At 72.0% G+C, this 21,621-nt stretch carries 20 protein-coding genes; 12 read left to right on the top strand and 8 right to left on the bottom strand.

Annotated elements, in window-relative coordinates:
* Positions 1-47 precede the first annotated feature (47 nt).
* From hutI to hutU, 3 genes are all read right to left on the bottom strand, one after another.
* Positions 48-1,343 carry an imidazolonepropionase gene (gene hutI, locus QF037_RS27820; protein WP_307029764.1) on the bottom strand — a complete coding sequence of 432 codons (1,296 nt, stop codon included), beginning with the start codon at positions 1,341-1,343 and terminating at the stop codon, positions 48-50.
* Positions 1,340-3,898: a formimidoylglutamate deiminase gene (locus tag QF037_RS27815; protein ID WP_307037390.1), complete on the bottom strand. Its 2,559-nt coding sequence runs from the start codon at positions 3,896-3,898 to the stop codon at positions 1,340-1,342. The genes hutI and QF037_RS27815 overlap by 4 nt, the downstream gene beginning before the upstream one ends.
* A 65-nt stretch (positions 3,899-3,963) precedes the next feature.
* Positions 3,964-5,643: a urocanate hydratase gene (gene hutU / locus QF037_RS27810; protein WP_307029762.1), complete on the bottom strand. Its 1,680-nt coding sequence runs from the start codon at positions 5,641-5,643 to the stop codon at positions 3,964-3,966.
* 115 nt (positions 5,644-5,758) lie between these two features.
* Between hutU and QF037_RS27805 the strand changes: the two genes are divergently transcribed.
* The 5 genes from QF037_RS27805 to QF037_RS27785 all read left to right on the top strand — a co-directional run bounded on the left by QF037_RS27805 (position 5,759) and on the right by QF037_RS27785 (position 9,541).
* Entirely contained in the window at positions 5,759-7,162 is a 1,404-nt protein-coding gene (locus QF037_RS27805; RefSeq protein ID WP_307029760.1) for a diaminopimelate decarboxylase, read from the top strand.
* 187 nt (positions 7,163-7,349) lie between these two features.
* Positions 7,350-7,736 (top strand): hypothetical protein, encoded by a 387-nt coding sequence (locus tag QF037_RS27800; RefSeq protein ID WP_307029758.1) that lies wholly within the window; start codon positions 7,350-7,352, stop codon positions 7,734-7,736.
* Positions 7,733-8,611: a transcriptional regulator gene (locus tag QF037_RS27795; protein ID WP_307029756.1), complete on the top strand. Its 879-nt coding sequence runs from the start codon at positions 7,733-7,735 to the stop codon at positions 8,609-8,611. The genes QF037_RS27800 and QF037_RS27795 overlap by 4 nt, the downstream gene beginning before the upstream one ends.
* A 34-nt stretch (positions 8,612-8,645) precedes the next feature.
* A complete protein-coding gene (locus tag QF037_RS27790) occupies positions 8,646-9,131 on the top strand; it encodes a roadblock/LC7 domain-containing protein (RefSeq protein WP_307029755.1) in 486 nt (161 codons plus the stop codon).
* A 35-nt stretch (positions 9,132-9,166) separates the two neighbouring features.
* Positions 9,167-9,541, top strand: coding sequence for a hypothetical protein (locus tag QF037_RS27785; protein ID WP_307029752.1), 375 nt, complete (start codon positions 9,167-9,169; stop codon positions 9,539-9,541).
* A 3-nt stretch (positions 9,542-9,544) separates the two neighbouring features.
* On the opposite strand, the gene QF037_RS27780 is transcribed toward QF037_RS27785, so the two are convergent.
* The 3 genes from QF037_RS27780 to QF037_RS27770 form a co-directional block, all read right to left on the bottom strand.
* On the bottom strand, positions 9,545-10,138 hold the full coding sequence (locus QF037_RS27780; RefSeq protein ID WP_307029750.1) for a hypothetical protein: 594 nt from the start codon (positions 10,136-10,138) through the stop codon (positions 9,545-9,547).
* A gap of 80 nt (positions 10,139-10,218) precedes the next feature.
* A complete protein-coding gene (locus QF037_RS27775) occupies positions 10,219-11,148 on the bottom strand; it encodes a MurR/RpiR family transcriptional regulator (protein WP_307029748.1) in 930 nt (309 codons plus the stop codon).
* Positions 11,145-12,731, bottom strand: coding sequence for an aromatic amino acid ammonia-lyase (locus QF037_RS27770; RefSeq protein ID WP_307029747.1), 1,587 nt, complete (start codon positions 12,729-12,731; stop codon positions 11,145-11,147). Before QF037_RS27770 ends, QF037_RS27775 begins: the two co-directional genes overlap by 4 nt.
* A gap of 142 nt (positions 12,732-12,873) precedes the next feature.
* On the opposite strand from QF037_RS27770, the gene QF037_RS27765 reads away from it, so the two are divergent.
* The 5 genes from QF037_RS27765 to QF037_RS27745 all read left to right on the top strand — a co-directional run bounded on the left by QF037_RS27765 (position 12,874) and on the right by QF037_RS27745 (position 16,666).
* A complete protein-coding gene (locus QF037_RS27765; RefSeq protein WP_307029745.1) occupies positions 12,874-13,911 on the top strand; it encodes an ABC transporter ATP-binding protein in 1,038 nt (345 codons plus the stop codon).
* The gene (locus QF037_RS27760; protein ID WP_307029744.1) at positions 13,908-14,549 is read left to right on the top strand and encodes an ABC transporter permease; all 642 of its coding nucleotides are present in this window, start codon (positions 13,908-13,910) and stop codon (positions 14,547-14,549) included. Before QF037_RS27765 ends, QF037_RS27760 begins: the two co-directional genes overlap by 4 nt.
* Positions 14,549-15,211 carry an ABC transporter permease gene (locus QF037_RS27755; protein ID WP_307037388.1) on the top strand — a complete coding sequence of 221 codons (663 nt, stop codon included), beginning with the start codon at positions 14,549-14,551 and terminating at the stop codon, positions 15,209-15,211. The genes QF037_RS27760 and QF037_RS27755 overlap by 1 nt, the downstream gene beginning before the upstream one ends.
* 9 nt (positions 15,212-15,220) lie before the next feature.
* The gene (locus QF037_RS27750) at positions 15,221-16,150 is read left to right on the top strand and encodes an ABC transporter substrate-binding protein (RefSeq protein ID WP_307029742.1); all 930 of its coding nucleotides are present in this window, start codon (positions 15,221-15,223) and stop codon (positions 16,148-16,150) included.
* Between the two features lie 78 nt (positions 16,151-16,228).
* Positions 16,229-16,666: a hypothetical protein gene (locus QF037_RS27745; RefSeq protein WP_307029740.1), complete on the top strand. Its 438-nt coding sequence runs from the start codon at positions 16,229-16,231 to the stop codon at positions 16,664-16,666.
* A gap of 9 nt (positions 16,667-16,675) precedes the next feature.
* Here the strand turns inward: QF037_RS27745 and QF037_RS27740 are convergent, their stop codons facing one another.
* Positions 16,676-17,437 (bottom strand): SDR family oxidoreductase, encoded by a 762-nt coding sequence (locus QF037_RS27740; protein WP_307029737.1) that lies wholly within the window; start codon positions 17,435-17,437, stop codon positions 16,676-16,678.
* A 150-nt stretch (positions 17,438-17,587) separates the two neighbouring features.
* Between QF037_RS27740 and QF037_RS27735 the strand changes: the two genes are divergently transcribed.
* A complete protein-coding gene (locus tag QF037_RS27735) occupies positions 17,588-18,451 on the top strand; it encodes a helix-turn-helix transcriptional regulator (RefSeq protein WP_307029735.1) in 864 nt (287 codons plus the stop codon).
* A 576-nt stretch (positions 18,452-19,027) separates the two neighbouring features.
* Here the strand turns inward: QF037_RS27735 and QF037_RS27730 are convergent.
* Positions 19,028-20,413: a cystathionine beta-synthase gene (locus QF037_RS27730; RefSeq protein ID WP_307029733.1), complete on the bottom strand. Its 1,386-nt coding sequence runs from the start codon at positions 20,411-20,413 to the stop codon at positions 19,028-19,030.
* Between the two features lie 148 nt (positions 20,414-20,561).
* Between QF037_RS27730 and QF037_RS27725 the strand changes: the two genes are divergently transcribed.
* Entirely contained in the window at positions 20,562-21,593 is a 1,032-nt protein-coding gene (locus QF037_RS27725; RefSeq protein WP_307029731.1) for an SGNH/GDSL hydrolase family protein, read from the top strand.
* The last annotated feature ends 28 nt before the right edge of the window (positions 21,594-21,621 follow it).

Below are 21,621 nucleotides of genomic sequence, written 5' to 3'. Positions count from 1 at the left end.
ATGACGGTGGTGAGTGCGGGGCGTGCGGGCGGATCTGACGTTTTTGCTCAGATCTCGCGCACGCCCCGTCGCCATACCCCGGCGACCAGCGGCACCCCCGGCCGGTAGGCCAGGTGGACGTGGCTCGGGGCGTCGAGGAGGGTGAGGTCGGCTCGGGCGCCCGGCGTGAGGCGGCCGATGTCGTCGCGGCGCAGGGCCGCCGCGCCGCCCGCCGTGGCCGACCAGATCGCCTCGTCGGGGGTCATGCCCATGTCCCGTACCGCGAGGGCGATGCAGAACGGGACGGACGACGTGAAGGACGAGCCCGGGTTGCAGTCCGTGGAGAGGGCGACCGTGACGCCCGCGTCCAACAGGCGGCGGGCGTCCGGCCACTGCGCGCGCGTGGAGAACTCGGCGCCGGGCAGGAGCGTGGCGACGGTGCTGCTGTTCGCCAGTGCCTCCACGTCGGCGTCCGTGAGGTGGGTGCAGTGGTCCGCGCTGGCGGCGTCGAGTTCGACGGCGAGCTGGACGCCCGGGCCGTGGGAGAGCTGGTTGGCGTGGATGCGCGGGTGCAGCCCCTTCGCCCTGCCGGCCGTGAGGATCGCGCGGGCCTGGTCGCCGTCGAAGGCGCCCTTCTCGCAGAAGACGTCGATCCAACGGGCGTACGGGGCACAGGCGTCGAGCATCTCGCCGGTGACGAGGTCCACATAGGCGGCCGGGTCCTCGGCGTGGTCGGGCGGGACGATGTGCGCGCCCAGGTAGGTGACCTCCTCGGTGTGCGCGGCGGCGATGCGCAGGGCACGGGCCTCGTCCTCGACGGTCAGGCCGTAGCCGGACTTCGTCTCGAAGGTCGTGGTGCCCTGACGGAGGGCCTCGGCGAGGTAGCGCGTGAGGTTGGCCTCCAGTTCGGCGTCGCTCGCCGCCCGGGTCGCCGCGACCGTCGTCCGGATGCCGCCCGCGCTGTACGCCCGCCCCGACATCCGGGCGTTGAACTCCTGCGTCCGGTCGCCCGCGAAGACGAGGTGGGAGTGGGAGTCCACGAAGCCGGGGACGACCGCCCGGCCGGCCGCGTCGACCCGGTTGTCAGTGGCGGGTGCTTTGCTTTGATCACCGGTCCACACGACGCGGTCGCCCTCGATGACGACGGCCGCGTCCTGGATCAGTCCGAGGGGGGATCCGTCACCTAGAGAGGGGTCGTTGGTGACCAGGGCGGCGATGTTGGTGATGAGCGTGCTGGCGGTGCTCGCGGAATGGGCGGGGCTGACGGTCGTCGCGTTGCTCATGGCGTCCTTGGTGGCCTGGTCGGCGGTGGGGGCGGGTTCGGGGACAGGGGCGGGCCGAGCGGGCGCGCGGCCCGGAGTCATCCGCGCAGGGCTTCGACCGCGTCCGCGAGGGCCTTCGGCACATCCGGTACGAGGCAGTGGACCCCGTCCCGTACGACATGGCGACCTCCCACGACCGTATGCGACACGTCTGCTGCCGACGCGGCGAATACGGCCGTCTCGGCCCCGAGCCGCGGCAGCGACCCTGCCGTCCTGACCGAGTCGAGGGCGATGGTCGTGAAGTCGGCGAGCGCGCCGGCCTCCAGGGTGCCCGCCCCGTCCCAGCCGAGGGCCGCGTGACCGTCGGCGGAGGCGGCCCGTAGCAGCGCGGCGGCGGTCCAGTGGCCCCGGGTGCGGGTGCGCAGGCGCTCGTTGAGCTCCATCGCCCGTGCCTCTTCGAGCAGGTCGATGACGGCGTGGCTGTCGGAGCCGAGGGAGAGCGGGGAGCCCGCCCTCTGGAGGGCGACCGCGGGTCCGATGCCGTCCGCGAGGTCGCGTTCCGTCGTGGGGCACATACAGGTGCCGGTGCCGGAGTCGCCGATGAGGGCGATGTCCTCGTCGGTGAGGTGGGTGTTGTGGACGCCGGTGGTGCGCCGGCCGAGGACGCCGTGCTCGGCGAGCAGCTGGGTGGGGGTGCATCCGTGGGCGGCCCGGCAGGCGTCGTTCTCGGCGGTCTGCTCGGACAGATGGACATGGAGCGGGGCCCGCCGCTCCTCGGCCCACTGCGCCACGGTCGCCAACTGGCCGGCCGGCACGGCCCGTACGGAGTGGACGGCCGCCCCGATCCGCGCGTGATCCCGTTCCTTGAGAACTGAACAGCGTTCGGCCCAGGCGTCCGCGCTGCCGTCGGAGAAGCGCAGCTGGTGGGTGTTGGGCGGCTGTCCGCTGTGCTTGTTCAGGATGCCGGAGGAGAGGTAGGCGGTGTCGAGGAGGGTGATGCGGATACCGGCATCGGCGGCGGCCGCGATGAGGGCCTCGCCCATGGCGTTGGGGTCGGCATAGGGGGTGCCGCCGGGGGCGTGGTGGACGTAGTGGAACTCGCCGACCGCGGTAATGCCGGCCAGGGCCATCTCGGCGTAGGCGGCCCGGGCGAGGGCGTGGTAGTTCTCCGGGGTCAGCCGGTCGGCCGTGGCGTACATGACCTCGCGCCAGGTCCAGAAGGTGCCGGAGCCGACCTGGACGGTGGAGCGCAGGGCGCGGTGGAAGGCGTGCGAGTGGGCGTTGGCGAGGCCGGGCAGCGTGAGGCCGCGCAGGATCTCGGCGCCGGGGGGCGGGGTGGGTGTGTCGGTGCGGACGGTGGCGATGCGCCCGTCCTCGGTCGCCACGGCCACGCCCGGCTCGACGTGGGTGTCGAGCCAGGCGTGTTCGAGCCAGTAGGTCTTCCGGGTCACCTGCAGGCCAGCCCTTCCAGTACGTCGGCGAGTGCGAGTACCCCGGCCACGCAGTCGTCCTCGGCCGCGAACTCGGCCGGGGAGTGCGAGACGCCCGTGGGGTTGCGTACGAACAGCATGGCGGTCGGGATGTGCCCGGAGAGGATCCCGGCGTCGTGTCCGGCGCCGGTTCCCAGGACGGGGACCTTGAGGTCGGTGCCGCCGCTCCCGCCGAGGATGCGGGCGAGTTCGTCGCGCAGGGCGTGGTCGAACTCGACGACGGGGGTGAAGGACTCGCGGACCACGTCGAGGTCGATGCCGTGGGCTGCCGCGTACTCGCGGGCGGCCTTCTCGACCCCGCCGACGACGGCGTCCAGGCTCTCCTGGTCGGCGGCGCGGGGAGTCGAGCCAGCCGCGGACGAGGGACGGGATGGCGTTGACGCCGTTGGGCTCGACGGAGATCTTGCCGAAGGTGGCGACGGCACCGGCGAGTTCGGCCTCGCGGCGGGCGGCGAGGACGGTCTCGGCGTACGACAGCATCGGGTCGCGCCGGTCGACGAGCCGGGTGGTGCCGGCGTGGTTGGCCTCGCCCCGGAAGTCGAACCGCCACCGCCCGTGCGGCCAGATGGCGCTGGCGAGCCCGACCCGGTCGCCGGACAGGTCCAGCGCCCGGCCCTGCTCGACATGCAGCTCGACGAAGGCGCCGATGCGGGAGAGCCGCTCCGGGTCCGCGCCGAGGGCGTCGGGGTCGTACCCGGCGGCCTCCATGGCCCTCGGGAGCGTGACCCCGTCCCCGTCGGTGAGCCGGTGCGCCTGCTCCACGGTGAGCTGCCCCGAGGTGAGCCGCGACCCCACACAGGCCAGCCCGAACCGGGCGCCCTCCTCGTCGCCGAAGTTGACGAGGGCGAGGGGCCTGGTGAACGTCGCCCCGCGGGCGCGGAGTTCATCGAGCGCGGCGAAGGAGGACACGACGCCGAGAGGGCCGTCGAAGGCACCACCGTCCGGCACGGAGTCCAGATGCGACCCGGCGACGACGGCGTCCCCGGCGGAGGGGTCCCCGAGCCAGGCCCACTGGTTGCCGTTGCGGTCCAGCTCGTAGGTCAGCCCGCGGGCCTCGGCCTGCTCCTTGAACCAGGCCCGGCACTCGCCGTCGGCGCCGGTCCAGGCGTAGCGGCGGTAGCCGTGGGAGTCGGGGTGACGGCCGATGGGGCGAAGCTCGCTCCACATGCTGTGGAAGGAACTGCCGGCCCCGGGCTGTGGGCGGCCGTCCCGCAGGGCGCTCTCGCTCACCGTCACGCGTCGTCACCCTCGCGCATGGGCACCCGCACGCCCCGCTCGTCGGCGACCGACGCCGCGATGTCGTATCCCGCGTCCACGTGCCGGATGACCCCCATGCCGGGGTCGTTCGTCAGCACCCGCCGGAGCTTCTCGCCGGCGAGCTTCGTGCCGTCGGCCACGGACACCTGGCCCGCGTGGATCGACCGCCCCATGCCCACGCCGCCACCGTGGTGGATGGACACCCACGACGCCCCGGACGCCACGTTCACCATGGCGTTCAGCAGCGGCCAGTCGGCGATCGCGTCGGAGCCGTCGAGCATGGCCTCGGTCTCGCGGTAGGGGGAGGCGACGGAACCCGAGTCGAGGTGGTCGCGGCCGATCGCCAGCGGGGCCGCCAGCTCACCCGAGGCCACCATGTCGTTGAAGCGTTCGCCGGCCTTGTCGCGTTCGCCGTAGCCGAGCCAGCAGATACGGGCGGGCAGGCCCTGGAAGTGGACCCGCTCCCCCGCCATCTTGATCCAGCGGTGCAGGGACGCGTTGTGAATGGACTCAGCCTCGGGGAACAGCTCCAGGATCGCCTTGTCGGTCTTCGCGATGTCGGACGCCTCGCCGGACAGGGCCGCCCAGCGGAAGGGGCCCTTGCCCTCGCTGAACAGCGGCCGGATGTAGGCGGGGACGAAGCCGGGGAAGGCGAACGCCCGCTCGTACCCGGCGAGCTGGGCCTCGCCGCGGATCGAGTTGCCGTAGTCGAAGACCTCGGCGCCGGCGTCCATGAAGCCGACCATGGCCTCGACGTGCCGGGCCATCGACTCCCGGGCGCGCTGGGTGAACCCGGCGGGGTCCTTCGCCGCGGCGTCCGCCATGTCCTCGAAGGCGAGGCCGGTCGGCAGATACGCCAGCGGGTCGTGGGCGGAGGTCTGGTCGGTGACGATGTCGATGGGAGCGCCCATGGCGAGCAGCTGGGGCACCAGGTCCGCCGCGTTGCCGAGGACGCCGATGGACAGCGGCTTGCGCTGGTCACGGGCCTCGACCGCCAGCTGGAGCGCGTGCTCGAGGCTGTCCGCCCGTACGTCCAGGTACCGGTGCTCGATCCGGCGCTCGATCGCCCGCGGGTCGCAGTCGATGCAGATCGCGACACCGTCGTTCATGGTGACGGCGAGCGGCTGGGCGCCGCCCATGCCGCCGAGGCCGGCGGTGAGGGTGATCGTCCCGGCGAGGGTGCCGTCGAACTTCTTCGCGGCGACGGCGGAGAACGTCTCGTAGGTGCCCTGGAGGATGCCCTGGGTGCCGATGTAGATCCAGGAGCCGGCGGTCATCTGGCCGTACATGGTCAGGCCGAGGGCCTCCAGGCGGCGGAACTCCTCCCAGTTCGCCCAGTCGCCGACGAGGTTGGAGTTGGCGATCAGCACGCGCGGCGCCCACTCGTGGGTCTGCATGACGCCGACGGGCCGGCCGGACTGGACCAGCATCGTCTCGTCCTGCTTGAGGGTGCGCAGTGTGCGGACCATCGCGTCGAAGGAGCGCCAGTCACGGGCCGCCTTGCCCGTGCCGCCGTAGACGACGAGCTTGTCGGGGTGCTCGGCGACCTCGGGGTCGAGGTTGTTCTGCAGCATCCGCAGGGCGGCTTCCTGCTGCCATCCCAGGGCGCTCAGTTCCGTACCGCGTGACGCTCGGACGGGGCGGGGTCCTGACATGGTCTGCCTCCTAGCGGACTGTTGCTGCTGTTATTCACATCTTGACTTTCTGAATAGATCTAGTCAATAGCGCGGTCCTTCGGCATGGGGCGGGAACCGGTGTTTGGCTGGATGCATGGGCACGGACATCGACCTGACGGGGGACGGCGTGGACAACGGCGACGGGGAGCACCTGGCACGCGCGGTACGGCGGGACGAGGCGGTGCGGGCCGCCGTGGAGCAGGGGCTGCTGGGGCTCGGCCACCCCATCGTCGGCCTTCTGGACGTGACCGGCATCCGGGAGTCGGCGGCCGAGCTGCGGGCGGCGTTCGACGCGGTCACCGCGCCCGGCACCCCAGTGCTGCACGCCTTCGCGGTGAAGGCGACCCCGCTGGTGCCGGTACTGCGGCTGCTACGGGAGGCGGGGATCGGCGCGGAGGTGGCCAGTCCGGGCGAGCTGGCGCTGGCGCGCGCGGCGGGGCTGCGTCCGGAGATGACCGTTCTGGACTCGCCCGCGAAGACGCCGGCCGAGCTGCGGGAGGCGCTGGCGCTGGGGATCGCCGTCAACGCCGACAATCCGCAGGAGCTGGACCGTATCGACGCCATGATGCGGTCCGCCACGAGCCGCTCCCCCATCGGGATCCGGGTCAACCCGCAGGTCGGCGGGGGTTCGATCGGAGCGACGTCCACGGCCACGGCGACCTCGAAGTTCGGGGTGGCGCTCCGGGACGAGGGCGCCCGGGAGTGGATCGTGCGCGCCTACGCCGACCGCCCCTGGCTCACCCGGCTGCACGCGCACACCGGCTCCCAGGGCATCCCGCTCTCGCTGATGACGCAGGGGGCCGCGGAGACGTACGCGCTCGCCGAGGAGATCAACCGGAGCATCGGGCGGCGGCAGATCGACACGGTCGACATCGGTGGCGGGCTGCCGGTGAACTTCGCCTCGGACGCGACGGCGCCGACGTACGCGCAGTACGCGCGGCTGTTGAGCGAGACGGTGCCGGGGCTGTTCGACGGGCGGTACGGGCTGGTCACCGAGTTCGGGCGGTCGTTGCTGGCCAAGCACGGGACGATCGTGGCGCGGGTCGAGTACGCCAAGAGCGCGGGCGGGCGGGCGGTCGCGGTGACCCACGCGGGGGTGCAGGTGGCGACGCGGACGGTGTATGTGCCGGGGTCGTGGCCGCTCAGGATCGCGGCGTACGACGCGAAGGGGCGGCCCAAAGAGGGGCCCGAGGTGGTGCAGGACATCGCCGGGCCGGCCTGCTTCGCCGGGGATCTGCTCGCCGAGGGGCGGGCCCTGCCGCTGCTGGAGCAGGGGGACTACGCGGCGGCACTGGACACGGGGGCGTACTACTTCGCGCATCACTACGCGTACAACTCCCTGGCCCGGCCGGGGATTTACGGCTTCGGCCCGACTGACGGCCGTGGTGACGGCGACGGTGGCGGGGTCGCTTTCGCGACCGTCCGTACGCCGCAGACCCTGGACGAGATCGTGGCCGAATCCGGAGGGGCGCACGCGTCCGGGCTCACCACCCTCTGAACAACCGCGCGCCGTTGACGCACGCCGGTGGACATGTGCGTCAACTGTCCCGAAAACGAGCTCAGTTGACCCACCTTAGTCATCTGACGCATGTTCCACTGGAAAATGCCAGAATCCTCACCCCTCACGCACACCCTGCGTAGTTTCGGCGTCACTCAGCCGAACCCCATGCGGGAGGGGAACCGCGGTGCCCGGAATCGACGAGTGTCTGCTGGAAGCCATGCAACTACCCGGTGCCCGGGGCGTCGCGCTGGTCGACTGGACGAGCGGGCTGGCTCTGGGCACCGCCGGGGAGTCACCGGGCGGCGACCACGAGGCGGCCGCCGCGGAGGTGGCCGAGCTGGCCCGACTGGCCGCCGAACACCGGGCGTTCGCCCCGGACGACGACGTCACCGACCCACCGGTCGAGGACGTGATCATCAGCAACCGGGACAGCTACCACGTCCTGTGCTTCGTCCGGACGTCCTTCGACAGCAGCGTCTTCCTGCATCTGTGGCTGGCCCGCGTGGAGGGCAACCTCGCGCTGGCCCGGATCCGCCTCGGTGAGATGACCGGACGGCTGGTGCTCGGATGACGGCGGTCAGGACCCCACCGCCGCCCAGGCTGCCGGTGCGGGACAAGGTGGAGGCCCGCGACCGCGCCTGGGGCGGCGTCTCACCGATGCTGACCCGGCTCGCCGCCGAGCGGGCCACCGGCGTCCTCGTCCGCGAGCGCGGCACCCTGCATCTGGCCGAGGGCCGGGTGGTGCACGCCGAGAGCCCGTCGGCGCCGGGCCTCGACGTGCTCCTCACGGCCCACGGCACGCTGGACGCCGACACCTGGAGCAAGGCGGTCGCCGAGGCCGACGGCGCTCCGGGCGCCGGCCTCCTGCTGGCCGGACGCGGCCTGCTCACCCGGGGCGCGCTGGAGCTGTGCCACCTGGAGGCGCTGTACGACGCCGCCTACTTCGCGCTGGCGCCCAGCAGCAGCCCGGGCCGCTTCCGGTTCACGGGCGCCGGCCGCCTCGGTGCCGTGCGCCCGGTCACCGTGGCCGCCCTGGAGCACGAGACGCTGCGCCGCCGCGACCTGCTGCACCGCATCTGGCCCGACCCCACGACCGACGAGGCGCCACTGCTGCCCTCCGACGCCCTGGCCGCCCCCGGCCTCACGGCCCGCCAGCGTGCCGTGCTGCACCTGGTCGACGGCGTCCGCGCGGCCTCGGACATCGCCCACCGGCTGGGCCGCCCGGCGTTCCACACCCTGGTGGACGTACGGCGGCTGGCGGCGGCCGGAGTCGTGACCCGCGACCCGGCGGCCGCCCCCCGCAGACCCGGCCCCGCGAGCCGCGGCACGCCGATACCCCTGGCCACCCGCGGCCCCCTGCTCCCCTCCGACGCGGCCATGCCCGAGGTCGCCGATCCCGACATCACGTTGCTGAAGAGGCTCAGAGATGCGCTGGAGTCCCTTTGAGCGGCAGCGGGCACGCGCCGAGAGGAGAGACCTGATGGCGGCCGAACCCGAAATCCTGGACGAGCTGCGCCGGTTGAGAAGTCGGGTGCCGCACCTCACCGGCGCCCTGGCCGCGAGCGTGGACGGACTCGTCATCGCCCAGGACACACCCGGTGTCGAGCCCGAGGGCATGGCCGCGCTGACCGCCGCCGCGCTCGGTGTCTCCCTACGGCTGGCCGACGCGACCGGGCAGGGCGACTTCCGCGAACTGCTGGTGCGCGGGGCCTACGGCTATGTGTCGACGTACGCGGCGGGCCGCACGGCCGTCCTGACCCTGCTCGCCCAGGACAGCGTCAGCATCGGGCGGCTGCATCTGGAGGGCCGGCGCGCCAGTGCCCGCATCGGGGAGCTCGTCGACTCCCGGGCCCCCGTCGAGACACCCGCGAAACCGGCCCGGGCGCCCGCCCGGACCGGCACCCCACGAACGAGAACGGCGCGCACGCCACGTACCACCAACGCGCGCACATCCACCGAAAGTTGAACCCGACCAGACCCGACCAGAGGGGCACACCCACCATGGCCAACACCGAAACCTGTCTGAAGGAAGCTCTCGCCTCCATCGAGGGCGCGACCGGAGTCGCCCTCGTCGACTACACCAGCGGTATGGCACTCGGCACGATGGGCGGCAGCAAGAGCTTCGACCTGAACGTCGCGGCCGCCGGTAACACCGACGTGGTGCGCGCCAAGATGCGCACCATGGAGCACCTGGGGCTCAAGGGACAGATCGAGGACATCCTGATCACCCTCTCCGACCAGTACCACCTGCTCCGTCTGATCAGCGGCCGCGGCGGCAACGGACTGTTCATCTACCTGGTCCTCGACGCCAAGCGCGCCAACCTGGCGATGGCCCGCCATCAGCTGCGGAAGATCGAGGAGGACCTGGAGGTCTGACGCTCAGACCAGTGCCGCGGCGCGGCGGCGCGCCCCGCCCGGGGCCGCGTCGCCCGCCGCGATGCCGGTGCCGCGGTACGCCTTGACCGCCTTGCCGGCCGGGCGTCCGCCGCGTGCGTCGAGCCAGTCGACCCGCACCCACAGCAGGGCCTCCTCGGCCCGCTCGCGCCGCCCGAGCCACGCGGCCTTCAGCCACAGTCCCACGCCGGTCCCGGCGAGCAGCATGCCGCCCGCCGCGGGCACGACGAAGGAGCTGCCCAGCGCGGCCGCGAAGGCGAGCAGCAGCCACCAGCGGTGGCCGCGGCGCCAGTTCCGTACGGTCACCGCGCGGTCCTGGAGCACATCGTGCTTGCCGGCGCGGGCGGCACCGCGGGTCAGACCGGTGTAACGCCTGCGACGGCGGTACGCCACGAGGGCCGCCGCGACGATGAACAGCGCCGCCCCGGCCAGGACGCCGATCCGGCGCCCGGTCAGCCCCGGCACCAGGACCCCCACACCGGCCGCGAACACCCCGGCCCACCACAGCGGCGCCGCCCCCGCGCGCACCACCACGGCCACCCGGGCCAGACCTTGAGCTCTGCGATCTCCGCGTGCCACGTTCCGCCTCCTCGTCGCTCTGGCACAGTCCTTGGCGGCGCAGAATAGTAAGCGAACGTGAGACGCGCCTTAAAGAGGCGTCATTCCACGAAAAGTCCCCGCGCCGCCGCCCGCGCGTCGAACTCCTCGAGCCGCGCCTGGGCATCCGGCAGGTCGTCGCACATCGCCTCGAGGAGCACCCGCCCGAGCAGCATCGGCGCGCACGCGGTGTCGAAGGCGAGCCCCGTGCCCACGGCGGCCGGCAGCAGCAGGTCGGACACCTTGGCGACCGGCGCGAACGCGGAGTCGGCGACGGTGACGACGCTCAGGCCGGCCTCCTTCGCGTACCCGAGGGTGTCCACGACCTCCCGCGGATGCCGGGGCAGCGCGAAGCACAGCAGCGTCGAGGCGCCCGCGCGGACGGCGGCGTCGATCCGGTCGTGGATCATCGTGCCGCCCTCGTGGAGCAGCCGTACGTCCGGATGGACCTTAGCGGCGAAGTACGCGAAGCCGTACGCCTGGGAGGCGGCCGCCCGCAGGCCCAGCACCGGCAGCGGACGCGAGGCGGCGAGGAGCCGTCCGGCCTTCTGCACGGGCCGCGGGTCGGCGAGCAGCTCCGCCAGGTGCCGGAGGTTCTCGATCTCGGCCTCGACGGCCTGCTGGTATTCGTTGTACGACGCCGAGGCCGCGCTCTGTTCGGCGGGCGCGACCTCGCGCAGGTGCTTGCGCAGGGCCGGGTAGCCGTCGAAGCCGAGGGCGACCGCGAAGCGGGTGACGGACGGCTGGCTGACCCCGGCGAGCTCGGCCAGCTCGACGCTGGACAGGAACGGCACGTCGGCGGCGCGCCGCACCATGCTGTGCGCGATGCGCCGCTGGGTCGGTGTGAGCCGGTGCCCCTCGAAGAGCGCCTGGAGCCGTGCGGCCGGGCTGTCGGCCACGGCCGTGGCCTTCTCGCCGGCGCGCTCGGCACCCGGCTCGCCACCGTGCTCGCCGCCCCGCTCGCCCCGCTCCGCGGCCTTCTCCGCGCTCATGACTCGCTCCCCCTCCAGATGTCCGTGAACCGGTCGAGCAGTGTGGTCGCCGCCGTCACGTCGTCGGTGAGCGGCCGGTCGGCCTGGTTCTCGTCGAGCACCGACATGGCGAGCTCCAGCGCGCGGCCCACCGGGAGGTCCGGGTCGGGGCCGAGGTCGCGCTGGCGCAGCGCCCTTACGGCGGCGACGAGTTCGCAGCCCACCACCAGACGGTACGCACCGCACGCCCGCAGTGTCTGCCGTGCGGCGAGCGAGGCGAAGCTGGCCTGTTCCTCGACGCCCCGGGAGAGTACAGCGTGACCGAGCGAGGCGGGTGCCGAGAAGGCCCGCAGCTCGCCGAGGGCGGCGCCGGCGGCGTACTCCAGGATCATCACGCCGGAGGAGGCGGGTTCGTGGTCGGCGAGGAAGGGGCGCAGGCGGGTGTAGGCGGGCTCGTTGAGGGTGGACAGCCGTGACGTCGACAGCCGCGCGACCTGGGTCAGCGCCAGCCTGAAGTGGTCCAGGGCGAGGGCGAGTTGGGCCTGGTAGAAACCGCCGTGGTGGTAGGCGGCCATGTCCTCGGGGGTGATCAGCGGGTTCTCCGCGGCCGCGTTGATCTCGATCGCGACGACCTCCTCCAGGGCGTCGGCCGCGTCATGTGCGGGACCGTGGATCTGGGGCAGACACCGGAAGCCGTACGGGTCCTGGATCCGCCCGAGCGGCGGGGTGGGCCGCTCGTCGGCACCGATCAGCTCCCGCATCCGCCGGGCGACCTCGGAGGACCCCCGGTGCGGCCGGGCGGCGTGCACGGGCGCCGCGTACGCCTCGTGCGACCCGTCCACGGCGAGCAGGGACAGCGCCCCGACGACCTGCGTGGCCTCCAGCAGCCCCCGCAGCTCATGCAGGGCGAGGGCGGCCTGCCCGAGGGTGAGGGCGTTGCTGCTGATGAAGGCGAGGGCGTCGTTGTTGTCCAGGAGCTGCGCCTCGGGGGCACCGACCGAGCCTCGGAGCACACCGGAACCACCCACACCGAGCCCGCCGGAGGTGCCGGAAAGCCCCCCGCCCGCTCCCGTCGCGCTCCGCCACGGGTGCTCCCCCGCCAACGCCAGCCCCACCTGGGCCAGCGCGGCGATGTCTCCGGTCCCCACCGAGCCGAACTCGTTGACGACCGGATACGCCCCGCTCTCCAGCGCCTCGCACAGCGCGGTGACCACGGTCGGCCGCAGCCCCGCCCCGCCCGCGAGGAGCTGGTTCGCACGGACGGCGAGCATCGCGCGGACCTGCCTCGCCGGGAGCTCCTCCCCGATCGCCCCGGCGTGGCTGCGCAACAGCCGCAGCCCGTGCTCCGCGGCCGCCTCGGTGGGCACGGACTCGTTCCGGTTGGCGCCGACACCGGTGGAGCGGCCGTAGACGCGTCCGGTCGCGGCGATCTGCCGGGCGGCGTCCCAGGACTCGGTCACCCGCTTCATCGCATCGGTCCCGGGCACCGGTCGCGCGGCCCCGTCGGCGAGCCGCACGACGTCCGCGACGCCGAGTCCGATCCCGTCGAGGACCACCAAACCGGTGTGCACAGAACCTGGTGCGTCCACGATATGAGACGACATCAAGCCCAAACTCCCCTCAATCAGGACACATGATCTTGCCTGTCGGTCATCCGTTACGCCGGTTTTACATCAACCCGTTGACAAGTTATTCAGCTACAGAGAACTCTGCATGACGTTATACAGCCCGGGCAAGGGACATCTCATGATCCAGTTCGACACGGTCCACAAGCGCTTCCCCAACGGCACGACAGCAGTCCACGACCTGACCCTCGACATGCCGGAAGGCGGCGTGACCGTCCTCGTCGGATCCTCCGGTTGCGGCAAGACGACCACCCTCAGAATGATCAACCGGATGGTCGAGCCGACCTCCGGCACCATCAAGGTCGGCGGCAAGGACATCACCCGCCAGGACGCGGCCGAACTGCGCCGCTCCATCGGCTACGTCATCCAGCAGGCCGGCCTCTTCCCGCACCGCACGGTGCTCGACAACATCGCCACCGTGCCGCTCCTCCTCGGCCACGGCCGCAGGAAGGCCCGGGCCCGGGCCGCCGAGCTCCTGGAGACCGTGGGCCTCGCACCGGACGCCGGCCGCCGCTACCCGCACCAGCTCTCCGGCGGCCAGCAGCAACGCGTCGGCGTGGCCCGCGCCCTCGCCGCCGACCCGCCGGTGCTGCTCATGGACGAGCCGTTCGGCGCGGTCGACCCCGTCGTACGCACCCAGCTCCAGGACGAACTCCTGCGGCTCCAGAAGGAGTTGGGCAAGACCATCGTCTTCGTCACCCATGACATCGACGAAGCGGTCCGGCTCGGCGACCGCATCGCCGTCTTCCGCGTCGGCGGCCACCTCGTCCAGTGCGCCACCCCCGCCGAACTCCTCGCCCGCCCCGCCGACGACTTCGTGGCCGACTTCCTCGGCGCCGAGCGCGGCCTGAAGCTGCTCTCGCTGAAGACCCTGGCGAACGTCCCGCAGGGCCCCGCGCCCGAGGGCGGCACGTGGTCCCTCGTCCTCGACGCGGCGGACAAGCCCCTGCGCTGGGCCGCGAAGGACACCGAGATCCCCGTACGACCGCTGACCGACAACGATTCCCTGCTGTCGGCCCTCAACGAGTCCATCGCCTCCCCCACCGGCCTGATAGCCCGCGTCGACGCGGACGGCGTCCTCACCGGCGTCTCCTCCCGCGACGACATCCACGCGCACGCGGGCCAGGCGCACAGCGAGGCCCGGGTGGTGACCGCATGACCATCGACTGGTCATGGATCGGCGACCACACCGACGACCTCACCACCCTCACGATCTCCCATCTGCAGGCAGCCCTCGGTGCCGTCTTCTTCGGCCTCCTGATCTCGCTCCCGCTCGCGGTGATCGCCCATCGGATCCGGCTCCTGCGCGGCTTCCTGCTCGGCGTCTCCAACGTCCTGTTCACGATCCCGTCGATCGCGATCTTCGTGCTGCTGCTGCCGGTCAGCGGCCTCACCCGCACCACGACCGTGATCGGTCTGACCGTCTACACGCTGGTCGTACTGCTCCGGAACACCGTCGAGGGCCTCGACTCGGTCCCCGTCAAGACCAAGGAGGCGGCGAGGGCGATGGGCACCCGCCCGCTGCGCACGCTCCTCACCGTCGAGTTCCCGCTCGCGCTCCCCGTGATCATGGCGGGCGTCCGCATCGCGACGGTCATGTCGATCTCCCTCGTCTCCGTCGCGACCTACATCGGCGACGGCGGACTCGGCCAGCTCTTCACCGACGGCTTCCAGCGCAACTTCCCGACGCCGGTGATCGTGGGCGTGGTCCTCACGATCCTCCTCGCGGTGGTCGCGGACGCCCTGCTGGTCGCCCTCCAGTACGTCCTCACCCCGTGGAAGAGGCGGCGCGCCTGATGTACGAACTCTTCAAGAACCTCGGCACCTGGCTGACCAGCGGCGCGAGCTGGTCCGGCGCGGACGGCATCGCCCACCGCCTCGCCGAGCACCTCCAGTACTCGCTCCTCGCGACCCTCATCGCGGCCGCGATCGGCCTCCCCCTCGGCCTGCTGATCGGCCACACCGGCAAGGGCGCCTTCATCGCGATCAACCTCGCGTCCTTCGGCCGCGCGCTGCCGACCGTGGGCCTGGTCGTCCTGGTCTTCCTGGCCGGCGGCCTGTCGATGCTGCCGGTGTACGTCGCCCTGGTCGCCCTCGCGGTCCCGGCGATCGTCACCAACACCTACGCCGGGATGACCGCGGTCGACCCGGACGTCCGCGACGCCGCCCGCGGCCAGGGCATGCGCGGCCACCAGGTCCTGTTCCAGGTCGAACTGCCGCTCGCGCTCCCCCTGGTCATGACGGGCCTGCGCCTGGCGCTGATCCAGGTCGTCGCCACGGCGACCATCGCCGCGTACGTCTCCTTCGGCGGCCTCGGCCGCTACGTCTTCGACGGCCTGGCCCAGCGCGACCTCGTCCAGGTGCTCGGCGGGGCGGTGCTGGTCGCCGTGATCGCCGTAACCCTCGACCTCTCGCTCTCCGCCCTCCAGCGCTTCCTCTTCCGCCACCGCACCGCTTAAGGACCCCCGATGAACCGACGCACCCTCCTCGGCGGCCTCTTCGCAGCGGCCTCCGTCCCCGCCCTCGCCGCCTGTTCCAGCGGCGTCACCTCCCTCGACGGCGGCGGCACGGCCTCCGGCGGGAGCGGCTCCAGCAAGGGCGGAGTCACCATCGGCACCGCCAACTTCACCGAGAACCAGGTCCTCGGGTACCTGTACGCGGCCGTGCTCCAGCAGGCCGGCGTAAAGGTGAAGGTCCGCCCCAACCTCGGCACCCGCGAGATCGTGATCCCGGCCCTCAAGGCGGGCGACATCGACCTGCTGCCCGAGTACCAGGGCGCCCTCCTCAACTACCTCGCCCCGAAGGACGCGTCGTCCGAGCCCGGCACCATGCAGAACGCCCTCACCCTGGCCCTGCCCGCCGGACTCCAGGTGCTCCCGTACGGGCAGGCGGCCGACTCCGACTGCTTCGTCGTCACCCGGGCGACCGCACGGAAGTACGGCCTGACCACCCTGGCCGACCTCGCGAAGCAGAACGGCGAACTGGTCATCGGCGCCGCCCCCGAGGTCAAGAAGCGCCGGGTGGGCGCGGTCGGGCTGAAGGACGTGTACGGCGTCGAGTTCAAGGAGTTCAAGTCCCTCGACTCGGACGGCCCGCTGGTCAAGGGCGCCCTGAAGAAGGGCGACGTCGACGTGGCGAACCTCTTCACCACCGACACCGACATCGCGGCCCACGACTGGGTCGTGCTGACCGACCCCAAGAACCTCATCCCCAGCCAGCACATCGTCCCCCTCATCGCCGACCGCAAGGCCGACTCCACGGTCCGCAAGGCCCTCGCCCGCCTCGGCAACGTCCTCACCACGGCCCAGCTCACCGAACTCAACCGCCAGGTCGACAAGGACAAGAAGGACCCGGAGGACGTGGCGAACAGCTACGCCACCCAGCACGGACTGAGCTGACCGAGGGGCTGAACCCGACCATCAACACGGGGGATATCCCCAGTGCGGCGGGCGTCGGCGCTGCCTAACTTGGATTCCATGAGCGGAATGGACGCGCGGGACGCCGACCTGAAGAAGGAACTCGACGCCACCCTGCAGGCCCGCAGGGAACTGGGCGAGGAGTACGAGTCCGCGCTGGTCGACTCCTTCCTCGAGAAGGTCGACCAGCGCATCGACGGCGCGGTGGAGCGCCGGGTGCGCCGGCAGATGGCCGAGCAGCAGATGGTGGTGGCCCGGGGCTCCCGGTCGCCGAAGCCCACGGACTCCTGGGGGGAGCGCTTCGGCTTCGGCATCGTCTCCATGGTCCTGGCGATCCCGCTGTCCGCGATCGGCGGCGGCATCGCCCATCTCCCGGGCCTCCTGGTCGCCTGGGCCGGCATCGTGGGCGTCAACGCCTTCCAGGCGGTCCGCACGAACCCGGAGCTGTTCCGGGGCCGCCGCCGTCACCACAAGGACGACGACGCCTGGAAGGACTGACCGGACGGGTCACGCCTGCCGGGTCGGCAGCACCATGATCTGCCGCAGGTTGACGTGCCGGGGACGGCTGGCGACGTATGCGACGACGTCGGCGACCTCCTCGGCCGACAGCGTGCCCACCGCGTCGACCATCCCGCCGAGCTGCTCCCGCAGCCCGTCGCTGTCGATGTGCGAGGCGAGTTCGGTCTGCGTCAGCCCCGGCTCGACGTTGGTGACCCGCACATCGCGCGGCCCGAACTCACTCCGCAGCGACTGCGAGAGATAGGTCAGCGCGGCCTTGGTGGCCCCGTACACCGCGTAGTTGGGGAACGTGATGTGCGCACCGATGGACGAGATGTTCACGAGGTCCGCGGTCCGCCCCTCGGCGGCGGTGCCCACCAGATCGGCGGTGAAGGCCCGGATCATCCGCAGTACCCCGGTGACATTGGTGTCGATCATCCGCTGCCACTCGTCGACGCGCCCGTCGTCGACCGGGTTCGGCAGCATCACGCCCGCCGAGTTCACCACCAGGTCGACAGCCCCGTAGGCGGCATGGATCCGCTCGACGGCCGCGTCCACCGAACCGTCGTCGGTCACGTCGGCGACCACGGCGAGCGCCTGCCCGCCATCGGCGCGGATCTTCTCGACGACGGCGTCCAGCCGCTCCTGACGCCGCGCCAGCAGCGCGACCTTCGCACCCTGCGCGGCCAGCAGTACGGCGATGGCCTCACCGATCCCGCTCGCGGCCCCGGTGACGACGGCGGTACGGCCGGACAGATTCTCGTACGACATTGCGGTGCTCCTCAGTGGCCGGAAGTCCGCCGGGCGCCCCCGGCGACGACCACCACCCTGCGCCGCCCGGTCCGCCGTACCCAGGGATGCGCTTTTCCTGGGTCTGCCAGTACCAGGTTCGCAGCCCGCCGCTCCCCTACGATCGAACTCATGGACGGGGACCTCGGAGACTTTCTGCGCACACGCCGTGCTCGTATCCAGCCGGAGGAAGTGGGGCTGCCCTCGCACGGGCGGCGCCGCGTACCCGGTCTGCGCCGCGAGGAGGTGGCGCAGCTGGCGGGCGTGAGCGTCGACTACTACATCCGTCTGGAACAGGGCAGAGGCCCTGGGGGTCCCTCCCGGACGAAGTCTGGGGGAGTCTCCGATGCCGTCCTGGACGCCGTCGCGCGCGTACTGCGCCTCGACGAGACGGAACACGCCTATCTGCACGCGGTGGCCCGGCCCCGTAAACAGGGCGCGCGCCCGGCCGCGCCCCGGGTCCGCGCGGGCATCCAGCTGCTGCTCGACAGCATGGACCGCACCCCGGCCTTCGTCCTGGACCGCCGTATGACCGTCCTGGCCTGGAACGCCCTGGCCGACGCCGTCTTCGGCTACAGCGGTACGACGGCCGAGGCCCGCAGCATCCCCCGCCAGGTCTTCCTCGACCCCGCGGCCCATGACCTCTACCCGGAGTGGCAGGCCGTGGCCGCCCAGTCCGTGGCCCATCTGCGGGTCCAGGCCGGCCACCACCAGAACGACCGGCAGCTGACCGCACTCGTCGGCGAACTCTCCCTCAAGAGCGAGGACTTCCGCCGCCTGTGGGCCGACCACCAGGTCAGGGAGTGCGCCTACGGCGTGAAGCGCGTCCAGCACCCGGCCGCGGGCCGACTGGTGCTCCCCTACGAGACGCTGACGCTCCCGGGAGAAGGCGACCTGACACTACTGGTCTACACACCGGAGCCGGGGTCGGAGACGGCGGAGCGGTTGCAGTTGCTGGGCAGTTGGAAAGCGACGACGGCCGCAACCCCTGATTGAGGAACCACGACGGCGGGCGACCACGTCCGCGAGAGCGGCGCCGGTTCAGGCGCAGAAAGGAGCTTTCGCGGGGACCGCCGCACCCCCGTTGCCGGGGGGCGGGACGACGGCGGTCCCCGCGAGGGACGCTGACCGGGTCAGGCCGGGCCTCGCGTCCAAGGCGTCTGTGGAGGTCCGGGAGCCGCTCCGGAGGTCCTGTGACGCCGTTTGGGTGCCGGCCTGGGCGGGGAGCCGCTCCCGCCCTGCCGACATCCACTAATGTGCCCGACCCGTGTTAAGCGTGTGCTGCGCGGACGTGACGCGCTCGTACCACTTCCGCGAAGTCCACCACTTCGGTGGACAACCGAAAGTCCGCCCGCCACCCCACCGGTTCACCGGACGTTCACCGTCACTTCCCCTCTTGGCGAGGAAGGCCGGCGGGGCCAAGGCCACGACGTCACCCGGCGGCCCTTCTTTCTTCCGCCCGGTCGGTCGCGTCGGGCCGCGTTCGTTCCCGGGATCCTTCGGATCACGCCCGTGAGCTGAGCGGAAGGGCCTCCGGGGGTGCCGTGCTTGCGTTCGGCACCCCCGTCCGCCTCACTGAGCGGCGCGCGCCATGTACGCGAGAAGGTCCTGACGCGTCACCACTCCGGTCGGCTTGCCCTCGACCAGCACGATCGCGGCGTCCGCACGGCCCAGGACCGCCATGAGGTCTTCGATCGGCTCACCGGATCCCACCTGCGGCAGAGGCGAGGACATGTGCTTCTCCAGCGGGTCGGCGAGGGTGGCGCGCTGGGTGAACAGGGCGTCCAGGAGGTCCCGTTCGACGATGGAGCCGATCACCTCCGCCGCCATGACATCGGGGTGCCCGGCCCCCGGCTTGACCACCGGCATCTGGGAGACGCCGTACTCGTGCAGCACCTCGATGGCCTGACCGACCGTCTCCTCCGGGTGCATGTGGACCAGGCTGGGAATGGCGCCCGCCTTGTGCCTCAGGACATCCGCGACGCTCGCGGCCGGCTCCGACTCCTCGAGGAATCCGTAGGACGCCAGCCACTCGTCGTTGAAGATCTTCGACAGGTACCCGCGACCGCTGTCGGGCAGCAGCACGACGACGACGTCGTCGGGACCGAGCCGCTCGGCCACCCGCAGCGCCGCCACGACGGCCATGCCGCAGGAGCCACCGACCAGCAGCCCCTCCTCCTTGGCCAGGCGGCGGGTCATCTGGAAGGAGTCCTTGTCGGACACGGCGACGATCTCGTCGGCGACGGTCCGGTCGTAGGCGGTCGGCCAGAAGTCCTCACCGACGCCCTCGACGAGATACGGCCGCCCGGAGCCGCCGGAGTACACGGACCCCTCGGGGTCGGCGCCGATGACCTTCACCTTGCCGTCGCTGGCGTCCTTGAGATAGCGGCCGGTGCCGGAGATGGTGCCGCCCGTCCCCACACCCGTGACGAAGTGGGTGATCTTCCCCTCCGTCTGCTCCCACAGCTCGGGGCCGGTGGAGTGGTAGTGGGACAGGGGGTTGTTGGGGTTGGAGTACTGGTCGGGCTTCCACGCACCCGGCGTCTCACGGACGAGCCGGTCGGAGACGTTGTAGTACGAGTCCGGGTGCTCGGGGTCGACCGCGGTGGGGCAGACGACGACCTCGGCCCCGTAGGCCCGCAGCACGTTGATCTTGTCGGTGCTCACCTTGTCGGGGCACACGAAGATGCACTTGTACCCCTTCTGCTGGGCCACGATGGCAAGGCCCACGCCGGTGTTGCCGCTGGTCGGCTCGACGATCGTCCCGCCGGGCTTGAGTGCGCCGCTCTCCTCCGCCGCCTCGATCATGCGCAGGGCGATGCGGTCCTTCACGGACCCGCCCGGGTTGAAGTACTCCACCTTGGCCAGGACGGTCGCCTGGATGCCCTTGGTGACGTTGTTGAGCCTCACCAGCGGGGTGTTGCCGACGAGGCTGATCATCGAGTCGTGGAATTGCACCGTTGTCTCCGGATGCTGCAAAAGATGTGGTCTAAGTGTTCCGCCAGCCTAAAGCCCGGAGCGGTCGTTCACTCGCCGTTGAGATTGGACGACGGCCTGTACGGGGCAAGGAGTGGGTGTACGGCTAGCACGGAGGTGGCGGCGACGTATGACGAGCATGTCGAGGGCCAGGGTGGCCCGGCGGATCGCGGCCGGCGCGGCGTACGGCGGCGGCGGGATCGGTCTGGTGGGCGCGGCGGCCGTGGGGCTGCTGCTGGCGGAGGTGCGGCTGGCCAAGCGGCAGGTGGGCAACGGCAACGGTCCGTCGCCGCATGTGCCGAACGCGCAGGGCCTGTACGGCATCGCGTACACCACACCGGGTGTACCCGCGTTGCGGTTGACGATGCTGGGCGACTCCACGGCCGCGGGCCAGGGCGTGCACCGCTCGGGCCAGACTCCGGGGGCGCTGCTGGCGTCGGGGCTGGCGGCGGTGGCGGAGCGCCCGGTGGAGCTGCGCAACGTGGCGAACCCCGGGGCCCGCTCCGACGACCTGGACCGTCAGGTGGCGCTGATCCTCGCGGACCCCGGGCGGCTGCCGGACGTCTGCGTGATCATGATCGGCGCGAATGACGTGACGCACCGCATCGCGCCGACCCAGTCGGTCCGCCATCTGGCGGCGGCGGTGCGCCGGCTGCGTACGGCGGGTGCGGAGGTGGTGGTCGGCACCTGCCCCGATCTCGGTTCGATCGAGCCGGTGCAGCAGCCGCTGCGCTGGCTGGCCCGCCGGGCCTCGCGGCAGCTGGCGGCCGCCCAGACGATCGGCACGGTCGAACAGGGTGGCCGCACGGTGTCCCTGGGCGACCTGCTCGGCCCGGAGTTCGCGGCGAACCCCCGCGAGCTCTTCGGTCCGGACAACTACCACCCCTCGGCGGAGGGGTACGCGACGGCGGCCATGGCGGTCCTGCCCACGGTCTGCGCGACCCTGGGTCTGTGGCCGGCGGAGGAAGAGCGCCCGGACGTCTCCCGCCGCGAGGGCTTCCTGCCGGTGGCCCGAGCAGCCGCGGAGGCGGTCGCGGAGCCCGGCACCGAGGTGACGGCGGCGATGCCGACGGGTCCGAAGGGGCCCTGGGCCCTGCTGAAGCGCAGGAAGCGCCGCCGGGTATCGGTGACGGAACCGGAGCGGACCCCGGCACAGCCCTGACTCCGGCCCGGCGGGGGCGAGGAAAGCA

The organism is Streptomyces canus (genome assembly GCF_030815415.1).
Taxonomy (GTDB): domain Bacteria; phylum Actinomycetota; class Actinomycetes; order Streptomycetales; family Streptomycetaceae; genus Streptomyces; species Streptomyces canus_F.
The sequence above is the reverse complement of the archived record's forward strand: the minus strand, read 5'-3'. Positions and strand labels throughout refer to the sequence as shown.

Coding starts and splice junctions, on each gene's coding strand:
- QF037_RS27815 (WP_307037390.1), bottom strand. CDS start 3,898: ATGTGGAGCGAGCTTCGCCCCATCGGCCGTCACCCCGACTCCCACGGC.
- QF037_RS27785 (WP_307029752.1), top strand. CDS start 9,167: ATGGCCAACACCGAAACCTGTCTGAAGGAAGCTCTCGCCTCCATCGAG.
- QF037_RS27725 (WP_307029731.1), top strand. CDS start 20,562: ATGACGAGCATGTCGAGGGCCAGGGTGGCCCGGCGGATCGCGGCCGGC.
- QF037_RS27760 (WP_307029744.1), top strand. CDS start 13,908: ATGACCATCGACTGGTCATGGATCGGCGACCACACCGACGACCTCACC.
- QF037_RS27770 (WP_307029747.1), bottom strand. CDS start 12,731: ATGTCGTCTCATATCGTGGACGCACCAGGTTCTGTGCACACCGGTTTG.
- QF037_RS27805 (WP_307029760.1), top strand. CDS start 5,759: ATGGGCACGGACATCGACCTGACGGGGGACGGCGTGGACAACGGCGAC.
- QF037_RS27735 (WP_307029735.1), top strand. CDS start 17,588: ATGGACGGGGACCTCGGAGACTTTCTGCGCACACGCCGTGCTCGTATC.
- hutI (WP_307029764.1), bottom strand. CDS start 1,343: ATGACTCCGGGCCGCGCGCCCGCTCGGCCCGCCCCTGTCCCCGAACCC.
- QF037_RS27775 (WP_307029748.1), bottom strand. CDS start 11,148: ATGAGCGCGGAGAAGGCCGCGGAGCGGGGCGAGCGGGGCGGCGAGCAC.
- QF037_RS27750 (WP_307029742.1), top strand. CDS start 15,221: ATGAACCGACGCACCCTCCTCGGCGGCCTCTTCGCAGCGGCCTCCGTC.
- QF037_RS27765 (WP_307029745.1), top strand. CDS start 12,874: ATGATCCAGTTCGACACGGTCCACAAGCGCTTCCCCAACGGCACGACA.
- QF037_RS27755 (WP_307037388.1), top strand. CDS start 14,549: ATGTACGAACTCTTCAAGAACCTCGGCACCTGGCTGACCAGCGGCGCG.
- QF037_RS27740 (WP_307029737.1), bottom strand. CDS start 17,437: ATGTCGTACGAGAATCTGTCCGGCCGTACCGCCGTCGTCACCGGGGCC.
- hutU (WP_307029762.1), bottom strand. CDS start 5,643: ATGTCAGGACCCCGCCCCGTCCGAGCGTCACGCGGTACGGAACTGAGC.
- QF037_RS27790 (WP_307029755.1), top strand. CDS start 8,646: ATGGCGGCCGAACCCGAAATCCTGGACGAGCTGCGCCGGTTGAGAAGT.
- QF037_RS27795 (WP_307029756.1), top strand. CDS start 7,733: ATGACGGCGGTCAGGACCCCACCGCCGCCCAGGCTGCCGGTGCGGGAC.
- QF037_RS27745 (WP_307029740.1), top strand. CDS start 16,229: ATGAGCGGAATGGACGCGCGGGACGCCGACCTGAAGAAGGAACTCGAC.